22 protein-coding genes are annotated in these 17,967 nt (G+C 63.8%); 7 read left to right on the top strand and 15 right to left on the bottom strand.

What is annotated here, in order from left to right; all coding sequences use genetic code 11:
• Positions 1 to 16 precede the first annotated feature (16 nt).
• Positions 17 to 1,435 (bottom strand): cell division initiation protein, encoded by a 1,419-nt coding sequence (locus ACZ0AA_RS16485; protein WP_463513596.1) that lies wholly within the window; start codon positions 1,433 to 1,435, stop codon positions 17 to 19.
• Between the two features lie 168 nt (positions 1,436 to 1,603).
• Positions 1,604 to 2,107 (bottom strand): hypothetical protein, encoded by a 504-nt coding sequence (locus ACZ0AA_RS16490; protein WP_463513597.1) that lies wholly within the window; start codon positions 2,105 to 2,107, stop codon positions 1,604 to 1,606.
• Between the two features lie 71 nt (positions 2,108 to 2,178).
• Here ACZ0AA_RS16490 and ACZ0AA_RS16495 point away from each other — a divergent pair, with 71 nt between their 5' ends.
• Positions 2,179 to 2,913, top strand: coding sequence for a DUF2071 domain-containing protein (locus ACZ0AA_RS16495; RefSeq protein WP_463513598.1), 735 nt, complete (start codon positions 2,179 to 2,181; stop codon positions 2,911 to 2,913).
• Here ACZ0AA_RS16495 and ACZ0AA_RS16500 read toward each other — a convergent pair.
• The 6 genes from ACZ0AA_RS16500 to ACZ0AA_RS16525 form a co-directional block, all read right to left on the bottom strand.
• Entirely contained in the window at positions 2,894 to 3,814 is a 921-nt protein-coding gene (locus ACZ0AA_RS16500; RefSeq protein ID WP_400862361.1) for an AEC family transporter, read from the bottom strand. The two genes, ACZ0AA_RS16495 and ACZ0AA_RS16500, sit on opposite strands and share 20 nt — an antisense overlap.
• Before the next feature lie 314 nt (positions 3,815 to 4,128).
• Positions 4,129 to 4,752, bottom strand: coding sequence for a GntR family transcriptional regulator (locus tag ACZ0AA_RS16505; RefSeq protein WP_400862359.1), 624 nt, complete (start codon positions 4,750 to 4,752; stop codon positions 4,129 to 4,131).
• Between the two features lie 106 nt (positions 4,753 to 4,858).
• Positions 4,859 to 5,167: a hypothetical protein gene (locus ACZ0AA_RS16510; protein WP_463513599.1), complete on the bottom strand. Its 309-nt coding sequence runs from the start codon at positions 5,165 to 5,167 to the stop codon at positions 4,859 to 4,861.
• Positions 5,168 to 5,540: 373 nt separating this feature from the next.
• A complete protein-coding gene (locus ACZ0AA_RS16515) occupies positions 5,541 to 6,197 on the bottom strand; it encodes a hypothetical protein (RefSeq protein ID WP_463513600.1) in 657 nt (218 codons plus the stop codon).
• 277 nt (positions 6,198 to 6,474) lie between these two features.
• A complete protein-coding gene (locus ACZ0AA_RS16520) occupies positions 6,475 to 7,410 on the bottom strand; it encodes a sce7725 family protein (RefSeq protein ID WP_463513601.1) in 936 nt (311 codons plus the stop codon).
• A gap of 51 nt (positions 7,411 to 7,461) precedes the next feature.
• Positions 7,462 to 8,334: a sce7726 family protein gene (locus ACZ0AA_RS16525; RefSeq protein WP_463513602.1), complete on the bottom strand. Its 873-nt coding sequence runs from the start codon at positions 8,332 to 8,334 to the stop codon at positions 7,462 to 7,464.
• Between the two features lie 477 nt (positions 8,335 to 8,811).
• On the opposite strand from ACZ0AA_RS16525, the gene ACZ0AA_RS16530 reads away from it, so the two are divergent.
• Positions 8,812 to 9,276 (top strand): plasmid replication, integration and excision activator, encoded by a 465-nt coding sequence (locus tag ACZ0AA_RS16530; protein WP_463513603.1) that lies wholly within the window; start codon positions 8,812 to 8,814, stop codon positions 9,274 to 9,276.
• 667 nt (positions 9,277 to 9,943) lie between these two features.
• On the opposite strand, the gene ACZ0AA_RS16535 is transcribed toward ACZ0AA_RS16530, so the two are convergent.
• Positions 9,944 to 10,663: a helix-turn-helix domain-containing protein gene (locus tag ACZ0AA_RS16535; protein ID WP_463513604.1), complete on the bottom strand. Its 720-nt coding sequence runs from the start codon at positions 10,661 to 10,663 to the stop codon at positions 9,944 to 9,946.
• An 84-nt stretch (positions 10,664 to 10,747) separates the two neighbouring features.
• Between ACZ0AA_RS16535 and ACZ0AA_RS16540 the strand changes: the two genes are divergently transcribed.
• The 4 genes from ACZ0AA_RS16540 (at position 10,748) to ACZ0AA_RS16555 (ending at position 12,965) form a co-directional block, all read left to right on the top strand.
• On the top strand, positions 10,748 to 10,945 hold the full coding sequence (locus tag ACZ0AA_RS16540) for a helix-turn-helix transcriptional regulator (protein ID WP_376128865.1): 198 nt from the start codon (positions 10,748 to 10,750) through the stop codon (positions 10,943 to 10,945).
• 212 nt (positions 10,946 to 11,157) lie between these two features.
• Entirely contained in the window at positions 11,158 to 12,216 is a 1,059-nt protein-coding gene (locus tag ACZ0AA_RS16545) for a DUF3631 domain-containing protein (RefSeq protein ID WP_463513854.1), read from the top strand.
• Between the two features lie 93 nt (positions 12,217 to 12,309).
• On the top strand, positions 12,310 to 12,696 hold the full coding sequence (locus tag ACZ0AA_RS16550) for a plasmid mobilization protein (RefSeq protein WP_463513605.1): 387 nt from the start codon (positions 12,310 to 12,312) through the stop codon (positions 12,694 to 12,696).
• Positions 12,697 to 12,761: 65 nt separating this feature from the next.
• On the top strand, positions 12,762 to 12,965 hold the full coding sequence (locus tag ACZ0AA_RS16555; protein ID WP_463513855.1) for a ParB family protein: 204 nt from the start codon (positions 12,762 to 12,764) through the stop codon (positions 12,963 to 12,965).
• On the opposite strand, the gene ACZ0AA_RS16560 is transcribed toward ACZ0AA_RS16555, so the two are convergent.
• The 4 genes from ACZ0AA_RS16560 to cmtR form a co-directional block, all read right to left on the bottom strand.
• Positions 12,892 to 13,332 (bottom strand): hypothetical protein, encoded by a 441-nt coding sequence (locus tag ACZ0AA_RS16560; protein ID WP_463513606.1) that lies wholly within the window; start codon positions 13,330 to 13,332, stop codon positions 12,892 to 12,894. The two genes, ACZ0AA_RS16555 and ACZ0AA_RS16560, sit on opposite strands and share 74 nt — an antisense overlap.
• A 108-nt stretch (positions 13,333 to 13,440) precedes the next feature.
• Entirely contained in the window at positions 13,441 to 13,998 is a 558-nt protein-coding gene (locus ACZ0AA_RS16565) for a recombinase family protein (protein WP_120227538.1), read from the bottom strand.
• 151 nt (positions 13,999 to 14,149) lie between these two features.
• Positions 14,150 to 14,797, bottom strand: coding sequence for a cation diffusion facilitator family transporter (locus tag ACZ0AA_RS16570; protein ID WP_120227539.1), 648 nt, complete (start codon positions 14,795 to 14,797; stop codon positions 14,150 to 14,152).
• Entirely contained in the window at positions 14,794 to 15,153 is a 360-nt protein-coding gene (cmtR, locus tag ACZ0AA_RS16575; protein ID WP_201468909.1) for a Cd(II)/Pb(II)-sensing metalloregulatory transcriptional regulator CmtR, read from the bottom strand. Before cmtR ends, ACZ0AA_RS16570 begins: the two co-directional genes overlap by 4 nt.
• Positions 15,154 to 15,299: 146 nt before the next feature.
• Here cmtR and ACZ0AA_RS16580 point away from each other — a divergent pair, with 146 nt between their 5' ends.
• Entirely contained in the window at positions 15,300 to 15,611 is a 312-nt protein-coding gene (locus ACZ0AA_RS16580) for a thioredoxin family protein (RefSeq protein WP_120230188.1), read from the top strand.
• A 174-nt stretch (positions 15,612 to 15,785) separates the two neighbouring features.
• On the opposite strand, the gene ACZ0AA_RS16585 is transcribed toward ACZ0AA_RS16580, so the two are convergent.
• Both ACZ0AA_RS16585 and ACZ0AA_RS16590 read right to left on the bottom strand, forming a co-directional pair.
• Positions 15,786 to 17,168, bottom strand: coding sequence for an FAD-dependent oxidoreductase (locus ACZ0AA_RS16585; RefSeq protein ID WP_120227541.1), 1,383 nt, complete (start codon positions 17,166 to 17,168; stop codon positions 15,786 to 15,788).
• A gap of 11 nt (positions 17,169 to 17,179) precedes the next feature.
• Complete coding sequence (locus ACZ0AA_RS16590) at positions 17,180 to 17,932, bottom strand: MIP/aquaporin family protein (RefSeq protein ID WP_120227542.1); 753 nt, start codon at positions 17,930 to 17,932, stop codon at positions 17,180 to 17,182.
• Positions 17,933 to 17,967: the final 35 nt, after the last annotated feature.

The raw sequence follows: 17,967 nt of genomic DNA on the forward strand, positions 1-17,967 counted from the left end.
CGTCATGAGGTCGAGGTCAGCGTGAGGCCTTCTCGTCGGTCTCGACGACCTCGATGGTGATCTTGCCGTCGATGGTCTCGGCGTCGTCATCGAGGAGCTCATCGTCGAGGGCCTCGTCTCCGCGGAACTCCTCGACGGGCTCTGCGGTCTCGTCCTGTTCGTCTTCGACGATCTCGGCCTCGAACGTGTCGACGTCGTCGTCAGCGTCCACCACCGTGGAGACGGTGTCGCCCGTCTGCTGGTCGCTGAAGATGCCCTCCGGGCGGATCAGCTCGCGCACCTCCGCCATGAAGCTGGCGAGCTGCTGCTGCTGCCAGCGCAGCTGACGCGCCTGGTCCTCGGCATCCCGCAGCACCGCGGAGGTGTGACCCGTCACCGAGTCGACGATCTTCTGCGACTTCACGCGCGCGCGGTCGAGCGTGTCGCGGGCTCGCACCTGGGCATCCGCTTCGATGGTCTGCGCCTGCGACCTCATCAGGCGCTCGTAGTCGTCGGCCTTCGCCGAGATGCGCTGTGCGTGATCGAGCGAGGCGGCGACCTGCTCGTTCGCATCGGTGGTGATGCGCTCGGCGTGTGCGACAGCCTGGTTGTGCAGCACGAGGAACTCCTGCTGAGCGTCGTCCTGGCGTCGGGTGAGGGTCTCCTCGAACTCGAGGACGCGGGCGTTCATCTCGCGCACCTCGCGCTCCGCCTCGGCGCGCAGCTGCGTCGTCTCGCGAGTGACGAGGGAGCGGAGCGCCGCAGCGCCCTTCTCTGCCTCTGTGCGGATGGCGGTGGCCTCCTGCGTCGCCTGGTGCACCCGCTCGGCGGCGTGCGCGGCTTCGCGCTCGAGCGTCGCCTGGTGCGCGGTGTATTCGGTGTCGATCTTCAAGCGCACCTGGTCGGCGTCGTGTTGAGCGTGAGCGATGATGCGGGTGACGTCGGCGTCGGCCTCGGCACGCTGCGTGGTGACCTCTTCGCGAGCTGCGGCCATCAGGCGGTCTGCCTGCACGGCGGCGTTCTGGATGAGCACGTTCGCCTGCTCTTCGGCCACGCGGAGGATCGCCTCGAACTGCTCGCGCGACGGTGCCTCCTGGCCGTCCGCACGCGGGGTGTCGACGAGCTCGTTGGTCAGGGTGGCGACCTGCTGCTCGGTCTCGGCGGCCTTCGCCTTGGTGGCGAGAAGTTCGGCTTCGAGCTCTTCACGGGCGATGCGCTCTTCTTCACGGAGCGCCTCGACGGCGTCTTCGTGGCGCGCCTCGGTGGCCGCGAGGTCGGCCTTCGCCTGCTGCAGCTGGTTGCGCAGCGCGCTGAGAGCCGAGTCGACCTCGCCCTTGTCATAGCCGCGGAACGAGGCGGTGAAGCCGGACTGCTCGCGCGGGTTCTCGCGAGGCGTCTCTTCGATCAGCTTGTCGAAGAAGTCGGGAGTCCGGTCGTTTTCTGGAGATTCACTCATGGGTCGGCCTTTCCGGCGCAGGTCACAGAGGGACTGAGGGCTGTGATGAGAAATGATGCCGTCGCGAGGCCGGCTGTGGTGGGACCGGTGCGTCATCAGCAATACCACAGCCTAGTTGCGGCGGCTGTGAGATGCACCCGATGTTCCGGCACGCCACGTGCTGCCGCTCTACTCCGGCACCCATACTCCGGTCGCCGTGTCGCGCCGGTGGTGGATCGGCCGTCCGGGGGAGACCGCGATGCCCTCGGCGCGCGCGGCGGTGGAGACGGCGGCACGCAGGTCTGCCCAGAACTCCGAGGTGTTCGGCACGCCCAGGTGCTCGCGGACCCTCTCGACCTCCAGCCGGACTCCGTCCTCATCGTCGACGAGACGCACGATCGCGTCGTCCTGCTCGATGAATCGGATGCCGTAGCCGCCGCCCCCGAGACGGGCGAACTTGCGCGGCTGCTGCAGCACGACGCCGTCGACGACCTCTCGCGCCGTCGCTTCGGACGTATGCAGCACCAGCGTCGTGCCCAGTTCGGCGAGGATCCCGGTGAGGCGGTCGGTCGCGTAGCGCCGCCCTGCTCTTCCTCCGGCTGCGTCGGTCGAGCGGCGTATCCACCGGGGGAGGAAGATCGCCAGCACGATGATCGCGCCGATCACGGCGGCGTAGATGAGCGGGTTGTCCACGGATACAACCTACGGGGAGAGGCGGGCGCGCACCCCTTGGAGTAATTTAGCTACAGTGCTAGATTCGCAACATGACGATCATCCGCGATGTGCACGCGCAGCTCCGCCGACGCCTTCTGATCACCTACCGGGTCGACCCGGCGGTGGCCGCATCGCTGCTGCCGGACGGGTTCCGACCCCAGGTCGTCGACGGGTCTGCGATCGCCGGCGTGTGCGTGCTGGGCCTCGAATCGATCCGACCGCGCTGGTTGCAGCGCCGATGGGGCCTCCGTTCGGAGAACGCCGCCCACCGGATCGCCGTCGAGTGGGACAGCCCCGGCGGCGTCGAGCGCGGTGTCTTCATCTTCGAACGACACAGCTCGGCATGGCATCCGGTGCTGTTCGGCGGACGCCTGTTCCCCGGGGTGCATCGCAGAGCGCAATCCACGATCCGTGAATCAGGAGACCGCTACGCACTCACGATGGAAGCGGGAGAGCACAGTCTCACCGCCGATGTGGAGGTGGGAGGCGCGTGGTCGAGCTCCCTCTTCGCCTCGATCGACGAGGCATCGGACTTCTATCGGGCCGGTCGGGTCGGCTGGTCGTACGCGCCCTCCCGGCGAGCGGTCGAGTCGGTCGCGCTCACGACCGACGCGTGGAGCGTGGAAGGTGCACGCCTGAATCACCTCCGATCGTCGTTCTTCGAGGCGCTTCCGCCTGGTTCGACGGCGTTCGACAGCGTCGTCGTGATGCGAGACCTGCCGTTGACCCTGTCTGCAGTCGGAGACCGCAGGGGTGCCGAGCTGCTCAGCCCAGCAGGAACATGATGAGGATCAGCACGGGCAGGCAGCCGAGCGTGGTCAGGAACACGGTGTCACGCGAGATGGTCTCGCCGATGTCATAGCGCTGCGAGTAGTTGAAGACGTTCTGAGCGGTCGGAAGAGCAGCGAGGATCACGACGATCAGCACCTCGGCCGACGACAGCCCGAAGACGAACTCGGCCACGACCCAGGCGATCAGAGGCATCGCGATGAGCTTGAGCGACGTCGCGAAGATGATGTCGCGGCGGTGTCCGGGGGCTCCGAGCACGCGCTGGCCGTGCAGTGAGATGCCATAGCTGATCAGCAGGACCGGCACGGCCGCGTCGGCGATCAGCTGCGCGGGCTCCATGACGATGGGCGGAACCGTGATGCCCAGCACCGAGACGAGGGTTCCGAGGAGCGAGGCGATGATGATCGGGTTCGTCGCGGTGCGCACGAGGGTCTTGCGCAGTGAGACCCGGTCACTCGTGACGGCATCGAGGATCGTCAGCGAGACCGGCGTGAAGATCAGCAGCTGCATGAGCACCACAGGCGCGGGGTAGGCGGCGCTGCCGAGCAGGTAGAGCGACAGGGGGATGCCGATGTTGTTCGAGTTGACCTGACCGGCTGAGAGGGCGCCGATCAGCGTCTCGCCGACGGAGCGCTTCCACCACAGTCGCGCCACCAGAGCGTAGATCGCGATGATCGCGACCGCCGCTATGGCCGAGACGGGGAGCAGCGAGGAGAAGAGCATCTTCGCATCGGCGTGGGCGAGCACGGTGAAGAGCAGGAACGGCGAGAGCACGAAGAAGATCAGGCGGCCGAGCACGTGCCGCGCATGGGGCCCGAGCAGATCGATCCGGCCCAGCACGTAGCCGAGCGCGATCGCGACTCCCACGACCGCGAATCCGGTGAACGTCTCGAGCATGGTTCGAGCGTATCCAGCCTGGAGCCACCCGTCGTCACCGGCGGCGCGAGTGCGAGATCTCGGCATAGCAGGTCGAGCGTCGCGGCGTCAACGGTCGGGCCCCGATCAGCGTCAGCGTCCGCCTCGCCAATACGCTGGCAACACGACGAGCCGCATTCTGCTGCTCTCCGTCGGTCGAACCAGACGTGCCCTCGAGTCTCTCGGTCTTGAGCGCCCACTGGGGGGTGGGTGCGCGTGCGGACCTTCTCATCGGCTGATCCGGTCCCCCCGTTCGGGCGCGGGGGACCGGAACCAACTCCTCGGAGTCGATCCCGCTACTTCAGGCGGAGCATCCTCTGCACGGCCTTGACGCCGGCGTTCGCGCTGCGGGCGCGCATCGCGGACTCGAGCTCCTCGAGGGACTCCCTCGTGTTCACTCGCGGCTCACCGAGGTAGAGATCGCGGAACACCAGATACCAGAAGTCGCTCAGCATCAATCGGTAGAGATCGTTCAGTGCACGGTCGGTCAGGAATTCGAAGAGCTCGACATGGGCCTCGATCCATCCCTCGCCGGACTCGACCGACTCGATGGCCTCCCCGATCAGCTCGCAGGCGATGGCGAGGTCGGCCTCCGACAGTGCGAGTGCCGCCTCGCGGATGATCTCTCCACCCTGAGACGCGGCGAACTCGCGGGTGATGCGGGAGCGTTCGTCGGTGATGTCGGTGACCATCGAGTAGCGATTCGCGTGGACTTCCATCAACCCCGCGCGTGCGAGACGCTGCACGGCCTCTCTGACCGGAGTACGGGTGACACCCAGGTCATCGGCGATCGCCTTGTCGCTCAGCTTCGCGCCGGGCGCATAGGTTCCGTCAGCGATCGACGTCGCCAGACGACGGAAGAGCTCTTCGGCTCCCAGGTTCCGCTGAGCCCCAGGCGCAACGGGAAGGTCAGGTCCCATATCGATATATTACTTCGCATACGTCGGGTGGGATTTTCGCCGGAGAGGGCAGTGAGTGCGTGTTCTTCTGCGTCCGCCGCATTCGCCGGACGCATCGAACTGATCGTCACGCTCGGGTCGAGGAGGACCCGCGGCTGACGCGCCGGTTGTGGAGGATCAGCACGACGAGAGCCGCGACAGGACCGGCCAGGACCACCATGATCGTCCAGTGCCACCCCGCGGTGCCGACGAGAACAGCCCCGAGCACGATGAGCCCTGCACCGACGGCGCGCAGCGCGATCGATCGTTCAGGCGTCTTCCGAGGCTTGCCGCCGAAGGGAACTCGCGTTGTCGTGTTCGCCCGCAGAGTCATGCCGAGGGCGGTGTGGAAGATCACGATCCCGATGGCGGCAGCTGCGATCCCGAAGATGAACATGTCATCGACGGTATCAAGCGCTCTGCGCGGCGGGCCTCGCCGCATCAGCGTGCGGGCCGGATGCGCGGGCGCGAGTTCTGCTCGTTCAAGGCCCGGGCCGGGGGAGCGGATCGGGAACCGACGCTGTACCCGGGAAAAAGCGGAAACCCCCGCCATGTAGAAGCTAGGCGAGGGTTCCTAAGGTGACTGTAATGATCACCCTGTGGCTCCGACGGGCGTCGATCCCGTGACCTCACGATTTTCAGTTGGATGCGGCGGGGCAGCGGGTGCTCATTGGTCGTCGTTTGCCGCGTGATTCCGCGGAAGTCGTCATGGTTGGTCGCGGCTGGTTGAGGGTGGTTTCAGTGGAGCTACCGGCACAGAACCGGCACCGTCAAGGTTTCCGTCTGATGACCTCGGGAAGAGAACTGGTTGTCCGCGCCCACTGCGCGGCGTCAGAGGATACCCAACCGAGCAATTCGAGCGCACGTGCGAAGTCCCGTGCCAGATCGCGACTATGGATCGGTTCGTGGTGGGCCGCTCTGTTCCGCACAAAGTGAAGTTGCTGGAGGTTCGACTTAACCTCTCGTTGGCGCTGCCGCAGATCCTGAGCCCCATGCGGGAATGCACTGTGAGTCGCCGGGATCCAGAGTGAGGTGAGGTAGCGAGACTCTACGAGGTACCGCCAGAATCCCAAGGTGAGTTCGGCGATCACTCTGCCGTGCACTTCGGCGCGGCGACCCTTCTGGGTTGCACGGCTTCGGGCCTTAACGACGTCAGCGCGTCCCTGTGGGTCCAGCGGCACTCTGTCGAACCAAACGCTCCCGGGGTGCTTGGTTTTCACCCATTGCTGGAGCTCTTTATCAAGCGCATTCCGGACCACGACTTCGACGATCCCGGTGAGTTCCATGACGCTGGCCGCTGCGGCCATGTTCCACTCGTACAGCCCGATCGCGTCGTTGATGCTGTTAGTAGACACCCTGAGATAGGAGTCGAGCCTTTCGGCAGTCAGCAGCGGTAGCAGTCTCGAGCGATCAAGTGGCTCCGGCATGCGATTCCTCTAGGTTGACATCGGAAGGAGAATCCGTATGCTTGTATGCGAAGACCCCGGAACGATCCCTGACTTACGTCACATCGCCGGGGTTTCGTCTTTGCACCCGCGGACTAGACTCCCGGCCCTTGGGCGCTTCGCGTGACGGAGTCACCGGGAGTCTAGTCCGCGGGTGCCGGAACCGGGTCAGGCGCGCCGACCATCAGCGAATTCGTGGTGCATGAATGAATGCCCGCCCTCGAAGAGCGATTGCACCCCAGTTGACTTCCGGGCGGATCTATAGCCCGAGATGCTTCGCGACAGTGTGTATGTGGTGCGAAACCTGCTGGCGCTTATTTCCGGAAAGATTCGTGTAGTTCCCCGAAGCGCGCTGCGCTTCGTAGCTACTAAGTCCTGGAGAGAGCTCAAAGCGAGAAGGCGTCACTGCTCGCTGCCGCTGGATGTCCCCCAGAACTTCCTTGAATTTGGTCGCTTGCGGATCAGTCTGCTCATCAGTAGTCGAAATAAAGTGCTGAATCCAGAGATCGGAACCGAGCGCATATGTTAGATGAATCGCGATGGCTCCAACCGGTCCGCCTCCGTCTTTGTAGGTCCCGGGGAGCATGGTGAAGTCGGAGAAGCCGCGGCGACCCGCTGCACTCCATGACGTGTGATTGTTTCCGAGCCACTCCTCACCGGAGTAGTCCTTGTTCCGGGCTTCGCTGCGGAAGTTGTCACTCACGTCGACTGTTCGGGCGGGACCTAGCGCGGCGAGATAGTTCGCAGAGCTCGCAGTCGCGAGGAAAAAGACGGTGTAGTCCGAACCAGAAAGAGCCTTCGCAAGATCCCCGGGGGCGAGCTTGCTCGTTGCCAGCACGATGCCGATCTTGCGCCCTGGGTATGCGGCGACGAAACTCGCAATGTCCTTGAGGGTCGTGGCTGCCGTCTCCTTGAACGTCGGGTAGACCACAGCCGGATCGGCCAGCATTGCTGCGAAGTCGCTCTGCCAAGCCGTTGCGACAGCCGACTTTGAGAGCTTGCCCTGGTGCGGGTTCACAATGACGTACGCGGCCTTAGCCTTTGACTTCAGGTCGGTCAGGGTGGATATCAGTTTTGCAGCTGGCTCGACCGGCTCGATGAGTGGGAAGATGCGCTGAGGGGAGCCGAATTTGGAAGAGACGTCAGAAACCGCGTTCAGTTCGGCCTGACGACTGTACAAGTACGGGAAGTACATTAGGGCTCCATTGCTCGACTGGCCTCATGATGGCCTAGCCGGGCCTCCGCGTCAAATCGCGGAGAGCACTGCCTCCACAGGCAGTGACAGCCGTTGCTCAAGGCGTGCAGTGCCGATCGCCGAAAGCTCACTTCCATATGCCAGCGCCCGAAGACTTGGCGGGAAAGCACCGCTGGTAACCAGCCTTCGAGCGCTGAGACCGCGCCCCTTGAGTTCTGCGACGGTCGCAGCATGTGCTTGTTCATGAGGGAGTGTGGTGAAGATCTCGTACATCTCTGCACGCGCAAGGCCAGAGGCGATTCCTGACCTATATCCCGTCAACGTAAAGATAAGCGACTTTGCTTCACCCGTTCGTAGGAGACGGAAGAGGTCAGCGTGGAGCAGATTCGGTAGGTTCGATACGGCCGGGCGAACAACAGATAGGGAGCCGCGTCGACGGAGCGCTAGAACCCCGACAGTTCCTGGGATGATGCGTTCTGCTGACTCCGCCCGTCGTTCGGAAACAACTACGTACACATATTCGGCGTGACGGCTGTAGTCCGCGAGTTGCACCGGCAACCGAGCGAAGGAATCCAGATCGGTCTTCACCTCGTAAACAGTCGATGTTCCGTTGAGGATCAGCACATCGGCGACCGATGAACCCATCGGCTGCTCGAGTAAGGCTGAGGCTGTGGATGGCGAGTGCTTACCGATGATGATTTTTGAAACTATCTCGTTCTTAAACGCATACTCACTCGGATAGGTGGAGAGAAGGCGAGCGTGCGCTGCCTCGAAAGCATCAGCGAGCACAGTCGAAGCTGGCTCATCGGGCCCAAGCAGCCGAGCCACCCGCCCAGCCGCGCTGCCGATTTCTGCCCCCGCCAGCGCTTTGAACACTGCAGGGGAGAATGCTGCAGCCAGAGCGCGCAGATCGGAGGTGGGCACGGGGAGAGTCTAAGGCAGTCGATGGCAAGCGCGGCTGAGGAGCGCCCGGACCGCAGCGGAGCGAGGACCGGACGCACCGCAAGCCGCGCTCGCCATCCGGCCGAAGGCCGGCCTTGAATGAGTAAAGAAAGTTCTCACACCCTAGGTCCCATTCGAACGCTGCAGCCGATGCACCTGATGCCATGCGCTGACTTGGCGCGGTACTGATGCGGGCTCGGCGACCGGATGCTAGATCGAACTCGTCTGGAGCTCGCTCGTCTGCAGCGCACCGACTACCGAGAGAATCCCGAGCCGGTGTGCGGCAGATTTTCGCCCTCTGAGCAGGATCGTTCTTTACTTTTCGGTCGAGACCCTGGGTGTGTGTGTTCGCCTCCATTGGCGCTGAGCGCCGAAAACCGCGGCAGGTCTGTCGGGGTGCCTTCGCAGTCTTGAGCTGTACTCGCAACTGCGGGAACACAAATCAAACAGGAGGACTCCATGGCAATCCAGACATCCATCCCAGTCAACTTCGAGGCGTACTTCCCACGCGGGGCTTTCATGGTCGGCGAGGTCGAGCCCGTCGTGAAGTGGTCGGACGACGGACAGCGTCAGGAGCAGGATCTCGACAAGAACACCGGCCACCCCCTGTGGCAGGTTCGCGTACTCGACGCCGATCCCGACGCTCGTAAGGGGCAGAACGAGGTCACCGTCAAGCTCGTCAGCATCTCCGAGCCAAGTGCACCGCCTGAGGCCAACGGCCTCCCGTTCCGCCCGGTGTTCTTTGAGGGGCTGTCTGTCACTCCCTACGTCAAGGAGACCGGTGGCCGCCCTCGTGTGGCGTACCCGCTCCGCGCAGCAGAGATGAAGCCTGCTCCGAAGTCTCGCGGCGGTGAGCGATGGCCGATCCGCGCTCCGCGCTCCATGCTTCGCCAGTACTGGACGGGCGCGAGGCCCTGGTTGTGACGCATCGGTCGGTGGACGGTCGGAACCGCGCTGATTCTGACGCCACTCGCATTGTTCATCCAAACTCCGCGACACGTGATCGCACTACTGATCGTCGCCACGACCCTCCTCATCGTCGAGCGACGGCTGCTGGCTGGTCGCATGTGCACGCGGTGCTGCTGCGCCGGTGGCAGCGAGAGTTGTTCCTGCATGTGAAGGCAGCGTGGCTGGCGCTCGCGCGCGCCCTGCGGTCGCAGATCCGAACGCTTGACGGAAGGACGAACTTCGCCGGGCTTGGGACCCCTCGTTGGGAAGGGATGACTGTGGTTGCGTCGGTCTCGCTTCCCCGGGGGCTCGCGTACGACGAACTCGTGTCCACCAGCGACTGGATTGCGTGATCATTCTGGAAGAACGCGTCTGACGTCGAGCCGGCACAAGACCGGCGCAAGCTTCATGCCGGGAGCCGAGTCCAGCTCTGCTGGCTCAACGGCTGGGGGTCCACCTGCTCAACGACCGTGCCGGAGCAGCATGGGGGAGCGGGTCGGAAACCGACGCTGCACCCGGAAAAAGCGGAAACCCCCGCCATGTAGAAGCTAGGCGAGGGTTCCTAAGGTGACTGTAATGATCACCCTGTGGCTCCGACGGGCGTCGATCCCGTGACCTCACGATTTTCAGTCAGATTTGCGCCTCATCGCCTGGATTCCTTGGCGCTCACACTCGCGGAGTTGCGGTGATCTGTGTGATCTATGTGATCACCTCGATCGTCTTTCGCGCCGGGAGTTGTGGTCAAACTGTGGTCAAAGTGGTCAGCCGGCACGCGAACTCCACGTTGTTCCAGGAAGCTAGCCATGCGTCGAAGCTCAGCTAAGGATTCGGCCACGCGGTTGCGGAGATGCCCCAGATCGTTGAAGCCGGCGAACTTACGATTGACCTGAAGCGCCCTCGCTAGCGACTCCGTATGGTGCGCGACTTCTCGTCGTTGCATTTCATAGCTTCGAAGCGCAACCAGGGCAGCGGTTTCTTCAGGCGTCTCCGCGTTCACATCCATGAATAGTTGGTGCCCCTCGAACGGGAGGGACAGCCATTCGAGGAAGTCGATCGCGGACATCGTCGCGATCTCCTCACTGACTCCTGGAATCCCTGTCGGCTCGTAGGGACGGTGGTGGTCGACGAGGATCTGCTGTGGTGCAACGCCCAATGCTCTGGACAGCTCGAGAAGCTCGACGACTGTCAGATCGAGCTTGCGCCCCAGCTCGATGTTGCTGACGACCTTCGCGCTGAGGCGTGCGTTAGGGATAGCGGCAGCTAGCTCGCGAACGGATCGGAATCCGCGACACAGACGCAGCTCTCGGATGCGCTCACCGATCGAGCGCGCAAACGAATCTTTCCCCGATTCGGACCAATCCATCCCTCCATGGTGTCTCACACTTCAGACGTTGTCATCGTCGAAGCAAGTGCTCACAGAGAACGAGCACAACGAAACGAAGGGGACATGATCATGGATGACTCACTACTTACGCCCGCGGAAGCCGCCCTCATCGCCGGAATGACGACTGGCGCGCTGGCCCAGCTTCGCTACCTCGGCAAGGGGCCCGACTTCTACAGGCTGGGACCTCGAACGATTCGCTACGCGCGTTCTGAAGTCGTTGAGTGGATCCGCCAGAGCCGCACCACGGCGAGCGGCAGGTGACCCGGTTGGTTACTCAGATACCTGAGCTCGCGGACGCGCTCGATTCTGCTCAGCGGGCTATTCGCCGATACTGCGTTCTGCCGGACGCGGCGTCGTATGACGCAGTGACGCTGTGGGCGGCCGCATCCCACGTGGTTCCCGCCCTAGATGTTGCACCGAGGTTGGTGATCCGATCAGCCGAGAAACGATCGGGGAAGACGCGCTTGCTCGAGGTGCTGAGCCTGCTGGTCAACGACCCTGTGCGATTCGCCGACGTCAGCGTTCCGTATCTCTTCCGACGCATCGAGAAGGCAGGGGACACCCCGCCGACGTTGATGCTCGACGAGGCGGACGCGATCTTCTCAGCGGGACGGCCGAGTGAACGCTCCGAAGCCCTCCGCGGGATCCTCAACACCGGATTCCAGCGGGGTTTCGTATACGGCCGGGTCGAGAAGCCGAACAATCAGCTGAAGGAGTATCGAGTCTTCGCCCTGGCAGCGATCGCTTCGATCGGCGCACTGCCGGACACTATCGAAGACCGAGCGATAGTACTCACTATGCGTCGGCGTTCGGGAACTGAACTCGTTGAGCAGTTCCGGCTTAGGGACGCAGGGGAGTACCTCGCCGTAGTGCGCCATCGCCTGCATCGTCTGCTCACCGACCACCAAGATGAGATAGCCGGTGTCCGCCCCGAACTGCCGGTGGAAGACCGCGCAGCTGATCTTTGGGAGCCGCTCGTCGCAGTGGCCCATCTTGCAGGAGACGAATGGATCAATCGCGCCTGGACAGCAGCAATCACCATGGTCGAGCAAGCGCGAGAGGACGAGAGCTCCGCGAACGTCGGCTTGGCGCTTCTGGAAGCCACTCGCGAAGTACTCAACTCGTACCGCGATGGCGCATGGATCGGCAGCGTCCAGCTGGTCGAAGCCCTCAGCAAGGTGCCCGAATACCGCGATTTGGCAAGTGCGCTGGGAGTCGCCGGAGTCGCTCGGGTACTTCGTCCATACGGAGTCCGACCCGCCAACCATCGTGTCGGGGAGAGCGTGCGAAAGGGATATCGACTCGTCGATCTTCGCGACGCATGGATGCGGTACCTCCCCTCTGCGCTTTCGCCCGCTACAGGAGCTACGCCGCTACTTCCGCAGAGAGATCAGGAGGAAGCAGCCACGCGACAAGCTACACATCCGCTACGCACCGCTACCCACGAAGCGAACCGAGGGCAAGGGAATGCGGAGCATCCCGCGGCAGCCTCTGTTTCCCACATCGAAGAGGTGACGCATGTGCGGTCATGAATCCTGCAGAGCAAGCTATACGGTTAGGGCCCCTAATTCGGCTTGTCTGTCCAGTCGAAGTTTCTCCCGTTCGCTGCGCTGGGCATGGAGAGCATGATGGTCGACCGCGCAAGCCAGAACCGCCGACGGCCGAACGCACCCGCCTCGCGTCAGATTGTCCACAAGGTGAAAGTTAACGAGGAGGAAGAGGCCGCACTGGTCGCTCGCTCCACGGAGCAAGGCGTGACCGTTGCTCGACTACTCGTCGAGTCGGCACTGTCACCCGAGCCCGGCGAGACGACCACCGATCGAAGGAATGCCCTGGAGATGTTGTTCCGTATCGAGCGACTCATCTCGAACATCGCAAGCAACGTGAATCAGATCGCGAGAGTAGCGAACACTACGGGCAGCACCGATCTGTCATCTCTACGTGAACACCTTCAGCAGGCGAAGGCAGCGTACGAATCCATTGATCGATGCGTCGAACGGTTCTCCTTATGACCGGGACTGGGCGACCGAAGCCCAGGAAGGTCTCTTTCTACGTCGATCTATCGCTCGATGAGCGTATGCGGGCGGCCATGCTCAACACGATGGTCGCAGAAGGACACCGCTCCCTGTCGGACTTCTTGAACAACGCCGTGCTCTACGAGCTTGCTCGTCTCGAGGCGCGGTACAACTCGGGGGAGCCATTCGTGGTCACTGCTTCGGGCTCGGTTCCTCGGGGCCGACCGCCGGCGCTTCGGGCGCGGTCGAGAAGTGTCGGCGATTGAACACGGTCTCGTAGATGTCGTCACTGATGAGGCCGCGGCGCGCCGCGTCGTCGATCTCCGACCAGGTGCCAGGCGGATCGACGATCAGCGAGTCATACCCGTCGGTATGGCCGCCTTGCACGTAGGGGAACCGCGTGAGTTCGTCCACAAGCTGCGCCCGATCGATGAACCTGGCGGCATAGCGCTGGCATATCTCGTACGGCGTCGCGCCGGAGAATCCGTCCAGAGGCATTGTCACCTTAGCGGCCGTGCGGAGTGCGCTGAGCACTGACGGCTGGGCCATCCCGAGCCATCTGGCGATCTCGCGTTGGCTGTATCCGTGCTGGTCGAACCGGCGCAGCTCGCGCCGGTAGTCCAGCTCAGCCATCTCTTTCCGATGGCGCGCGGACACCGCCGCACGGGCCCAGTCCGGAACCTCTGAGATCGCCATATCTATCACCCCTGATAGGGAATTCTATCTCGTCCATAGTGATCACTATCGGACGAGTGCTCGTCGCACGCTAGAAGTTCCGACCCCGAGCACGCGCGCGATGCTTGCCCAGCTCTGCTGCCCGGTACGCATGCGCTCGGCCTCAGCAATCCGCTCGGGCGTCATCACGCTCGGACGGCCGCCGACACGACCCTGACTGCGCGCGTAGTCGAGACCGCGGAGGGTGTTTTCCCGGATGGTATCGACGCGGAGTTGCGCGAACACCGCGACGATGCCGTAGAGAGCTCGGCCCATCGGCGTGGTCGTGTCGATCATGGGCTCGGTGAGGCTGACGAGGTTCACCTGCCGCGCGTCTAGGTCCTGCAGCGTCTCGATCAGGATGCGTTCACTACCGGCGAGACGGTCGAGACGTCGCACTTTGAGAATGTCGCCCGCTCGCAAATAGTTCAAGCACTCGAGCCATTGCGGGCGGTCCGTGGAGCGGCTCGATTCGCCGTGGTCGACGAATACCCGTTCACAGCCGGCGGCGCGCAGCTCAGCCTCCTGAGCGTCGGGGTTCTGCTCGCGCTTGGAGACTCGGGCGTACCCGACTTCGTGTGCCATGCCGAAAACGCTACAGCCGAGGTGTCGGGGCGTTTAGGTTTCGGCAGGGGGTATCGGCAGGGCACGTGCCGGCGTGTCGCGCAGGTGATCGCAATCGGTGGCAAGACCGCCGAAATCGATCGTTTGCGGCGGGCAGAGGTTCAGCCTGGTGTCAGTCGTCGTTGTCGAGATCTTCGAGTACCTCGAACGGAGACTCGACGTCCCCGCGCCATGCTTCGATGCCTTCACGGATCGCGAGAACGGCGACGACGAGTGCAGCGACGGAGTCGGCCCACCACCAGCCGAACAGCGTGTTCAGGATGAGGCCGATGAACACTGCGCCTGAGAGATAGATGCACAGGATCAGTTGCTTCGCGTCGGCCATCACGCTCTTGGATTCGAGTTCACGTCCGGTGCGTACTTCGAACCATGCCAGCAGCGGCATGACGATCAGGCTCAGGGCGGTGATGCCCAGTCCGAGGGGGCTGTGTTCCGGGCCTTCCTGGCTAATCAGACTCATCACCGCGTCGACGGTGACGTAAGCAGCGAGAGCAAAGAACGCCAGTCCGATCGCTCGAACGGTGACTTTCTCCCAGCGCTCGGGGTCCTTCCGGGTGAACTGCCAAGCGATCGCCGCGGCGGATAGCACCTCGACAACCGAGTCGAGTCCGAAGCCGATCAGCGCGGCTGACGATGCCAGGGTTCCCGCCCAGATCGCGACGATCGCCTCAATGACGTTGTACGAGATCGTGAACCCGACGATGAAGCGCACCCGACGGTGCAGTGTCGATCGCCGTGCTGCCGTCATCGGCGCGCTCATGCGTCTGCTCCGACAGCGCAGCATCCGGGAACGGCGCAAGAGGCATCAACGCATGGTGCGTTCTCATCCACGGCCAGCGTTACGTCGACCAGTGCCTTCAGAGCCGCTGCAAGGTGCGGGTCTGCGATCTCGTAGCGCGTCTGCCGCCCCTCGGGCTCCGCGACTACGATGCCGCAATCACGGAGGCATGTCAGGTGATTCGAGACATTCGACCGGGACAGCTCAAGGGACCGGGACAAGACCACCGGGTAGCTCGGTGCATCGAGCAGCGACATCAAGATGCGGGAACGGGTGGGATCAGCCATGGCCCGACCGAGACGGTTCATCACGTCGAGCCGAGAGGCAATAGTCAGCATACGATGACTATACAGTCATCAGTGACCTATGCTCAAAGCATACTCGTCAGCCGCCGGGCACCTGTGAACGGAGACACATGCTCATCGTTTCCAGCAGGGGCACCTACCTACCGAGATTGAACATCGAAAAAGAGGATCCTGGAACCATGAAGATCGAGCTGCTACACATCGCTGATTGCCCCAGTTGGGTTGAGGCTGGCCGTCGCGTTTCGGAGGCGCTCCGAGCGACAGGGCGCGACGAATCAACTCTGCATTACCGGCTCATACGAACCGAAGAAGACGCCGCAGCAGTCCCGTTTGCAGGCTCCCCGACGATCACCCTGAATGGGAACGATCTTTTCCCGGGTTCGGATCGCAGCAGCGATTTGGCCTGCCGTATCTACAGCACACCCACTGGGCTAGCGGGAATGCCGACGGTTGAACAGATCCGAGAGGCGATCGACGCTCATGTCGACTGAACTCAATACCGCCTGCACGTGCTGCGGCCGGCATCTGCCACGAAAGAAACTGCACGCCCTAGGCGACGGGGGTGCTTTCATCTGTCGACGATGCGGTTGGTGGGTAGCACTGCGCCTCCGCCGGGACCACCTGCCTAGCTAGGCTCTCGGCGCGGGAGCCGGCCTCAGGGCGACTTAGACCAAAGCGCTCGTCCGAGTTTCGCGCTCCCACGCCTGGGTTGCGACCTGGACGGCGTCCCACGGGGAGCCGAGCGGAGGGGTGTAGGAGAGGTCGAGATCACTCATCGCCGCGACCGTCATCCCGTGATGCAGCGCTGTGGCATAGGTGTCGACGCGCTTCGAGATCTCCGCACCGCGGGTACCGACGAGCTGCGCGCCGAGCAGACGGCCATCTCGGGTGTCTCCGGTGATGCGGATGCTGATGGGCGTCGCTCCCGGGTAGTACCGCTTGTGGTCATCCGCGATCGCGGTGTGACTGTGTGGTGCGAAGCCTGCGGCAGCTGCTTCGTGGTCGCGGAGGCCCGTGCGAGCTGCAACGAGGTCGAAGACCTTCACGACCTGCGTGCCGAGGCTCCCGGCGAACTGCGCGTCGCCGCCGATCGCGTTCTCGCCCGCGACGCGGCCTTGCTTGTGGGCGGTCGTGCCGAGCGGGAGATACGTGACACCGAGGAGGCGGTGATGAGTGACCACTCCGTCGCCGGCCGCCCAAACGTGCGGCAGGCCGGTGCGCATCCGATCGTCGACGACCACAGCGCCGCCCGCGCCCGTGGTTGCACCGGCTGCGGTGAGAAGGCTGGTGTTGGGCCGTACGCCGACGACGACGAGCACCACGTCAGCGGTGCGGGAGAACGGGTCACCGTCTCGGGTTCCTGCAACAGTGATTCGTCCTGCGTCGCGTGTGACAGCTTCGACGCGGGTATCGGTGAGGACGTCGACGCCGTGGCGGGTGAGTCCGTCGTGTACGAGGGAACCGAGTTCGGGATCGAGGGTGGAGAGGACTTCGGGGCCGCGCTGGAGTTGGGTGACCTGGAGGCCGCGCACAGTGAGGGCTTCGGCCATCTCGAGGCCGACGTAGCCAGCTCCGACGATGATCGCCGTCTCGGGCTGATGCTCGTCGAGGTACTTCTCGAGCGCGAACGTGTCGCCCATCGAGTGCAGCAGGTGCACGCCGTCGTCGGGGCCGAGCTGGTCAAGCCCTGATATTCCGGCTGTCGACGGCGCTGCCCCCGTGCCGACCATGAGCTCGTCGTACGGGATGGTCGATTCCGTGCCGTCGGCGTCGCGGACGGTGAGCCGGCGGCTGTCGACGTCGATGCTGGTGGCGAGGGTGTCAAGCCGGAGGTTCATGCCGGTGGCTTCGAGATCCGCGTGGGTGCGGTGGGCGAGCGACTGCCAGGGCTGCACCTCCCGGGAGAAGTAGTACGGGATGCCGCAGATCGAGAAGTTCGGGTAGGCGTCGGCCACGACGACTGTGACATCGACGGACGGGTCGAGTTCACGGGCCCGGAGGGCGGTGGAGATTCCGGCGTCGCTTCCGCCGATCGCTACAAGATGCATGAAGGCGCCTTTCAGGGCTGGGTTTCGAGTTTCTGAGGAACCACGACGTCGCCGGCCGTGCGGGCGGCGATTGGATAGAGGGCGAGGAGCAGTGCGAGGCCGATGGCAGCCCCGACGAGCTGTGCAGCGATGAACGGCGCCACAGACGACGGTGCGATACCGGCGAACGTATCGGTGAACATGCGAGCGATCGTGACGGCGGGATTCGCGAACGATGTGGAGCTGGTGAACCAGTAGGCCGCGCCGATGTACGCACCGACCGCGGCGGCCGTGACCGACCCCTTTCCGGTGCGGGCGAGAGCGAAGATCAGCAGCACGAGCCCTGCAGTGGCGACCACTTCCCCGACCAGGTGCCCGCCTGTGGCCCGGTCGTTGGACGAGAACCCGGGGCCGGTGTCGAACATGACCCCCGCTAGCAGGGTGCCGGCGATGCCGCCGAAGATCTGCGCGAGCACGTACGCAGCGACGTCGCGCAACGGAAGCCCGGTGCTGGCGCTGCGGCCAAGCAGCCAGTCCGCGACCGTCACCACGGGGTTGAAGTGCGCGCCAGACACTGGCCCGAGCATCAGGATCAGCACCGTCAGACCGAGGGCAGTGGTCAGGCTGTTCTCCAGCAGCTGGAGGCCGACATCATCCGGGGACAACCGCTGCGCGGCGATACCGGAACCCACCACGATAGTGACGAGCAGACCAGTTCCAAGGAACTCGGCGGTAGCTCGGCGCAGAAGGTGTGGCCGTGCGAGGGCGGGGTGAGGTGTTTTCATGTCGGCTCATCTTGACCCGAACGGGGTACTTCAGT

This window comes from Microbacterium sp. AC035, from assembly GCF_979258485.1.

Bases quoted from the DNA above. Each gene is read 5' to 3' on its own strand.
- ACZ0AA_RS16485 (WP_463513596.1), bottom strand. From the start codon at position 1,435: ATGAGTGAATCTCCAGAAAACGACCGGACTCCCGACTTCTTCGACAAG.
- ACZ0AA_RS16495 (WP_463513598.1), top strand. From the start codon at position 2,179: ATGACGATCATCCGCGATGTGCACGCGCAGCTCCGCCGACGCCTTCTG.
- ACZ0AA_RS16500 (WP_400862361.1), bottom strand. From the start codon at position 3,814: ATGCTCGAGACGTTCACCGGATTCGCGGTCGTGGGAGTCGCGATCGCG.
- ACZ0AA_RS16505 (WP_400862359.1), bottom strand. From the start codon at position 4,752: ATGGGACCTGACCTTCCCGTTGCGCCTGGGGCTCAGCGGAACCTGGGA.
- ACZ0AA_RS16510 (WP_463513599.1), bottom strand. From the start codon at position 5,167: ATGTTCATCTTCGGGATCGCAGCTGCCGCCATCGGGATCGTGATCTTC.
- ACZ0AA_RS16515 (WP_463513600.1), bottom strand. From the start codon at position 6,197: ATGCCGGAGCCACTTGATCGCTCGAGACTGCTACCGCTGCTGACTGCC.
- ACZ0AA_RS16520 (WP_463513601.1), bottom strand. From the start codon at position 7,410: ATGTACTTCCCGTACTTGTACAGTCGTCAGGCCGAACTGAACGCGGTT.
- ACZ0AA_RS16530 (WP_463513603.1), top strand. From the start codon at position 8,812: ATGGCAATCCAGACATCCATCCCAGTCAACTTCGAGGCGTACTTCCCA.
- ACZ0AA_RS16535 (WP_463513604.1), bottom strand. From the start codon at position 10,663: ATGGATTGGTCCGAATCGGGGAAAGATTCGTTTGCGCGCTCGATCGGT.
- ACZ0AA_RS16540 (WP_376128865.1), top strand. From the start codon at position 10,748: ATGATCATGGATGACTCACTACTTACGCCCGCGGAAGCCGCCCTCATC.
- ACZ0AA_RS16550 (WP_463513605.1), top strand. From the start codon at position 12,310: ATGATGGTCGACCGCGCAAGCCAGAACCGCCGACGGCCGAACGCACCC.
- ACZ0AA_RS16555 (WP_463513855.1), top strand. From the start codon at position 12,762: ATGCGGGCGGCCATGCTCAACACGATGGTCGCAGAAGGACACCGCTCC.
- ACZ0AA_RS16560 (WP_463513606.1), bottom strand. From the start codon at position 13,332: ATGGCTGAGCTGGACTACCGGCGCGAGCTGCGCCGGTTCGACCAGCAC.
- ACZ0AA_RS16565 (WP_120227538.1), bottom strand. From the start codon at position 13,998: ATGGCACACGAAGTCGGGTACGCCCGAGTCTCCAAGCGCGAGCAGAAC.
- ACZ0AA_RS16570 (WP_120227539.1), bottom strand. From the start codon at position 14,797: ATGAGCGCGCCGATGACGGCAGCACGGCGATCGACACTGCACCGTCGG.
- cmtR (WP_201468909.1), bottom strand. From the start codon at position 15,153: ATGCTGACTATTGCCTCTCGGCTCGACGTGATGAACCGTCTCGGTCGG.
- ACZ0AA_RS16580 (WP_120230188.1), top strand. From the start codon at position 15,300: ATGAAGATCGAGCTGCTACACATCGCTGATTGCCCCAGTTGGGTTGAG.
- ACZ0AA_RS16585 (WP_120227541.1), bottom strand. From the start codon at position 17,168: ATGCATCTTGTAGCGATCGGCGGAAGCGACGCCGGAATCTCCACCGCC.
- ACZ0AA_RS16590 (WP_120227542.1), bottom strand. From the start codon at position 17,932: ATGAAAACACCTCACCCCGCCCTCGCACGGCCACACCTTCTGCGCCGA.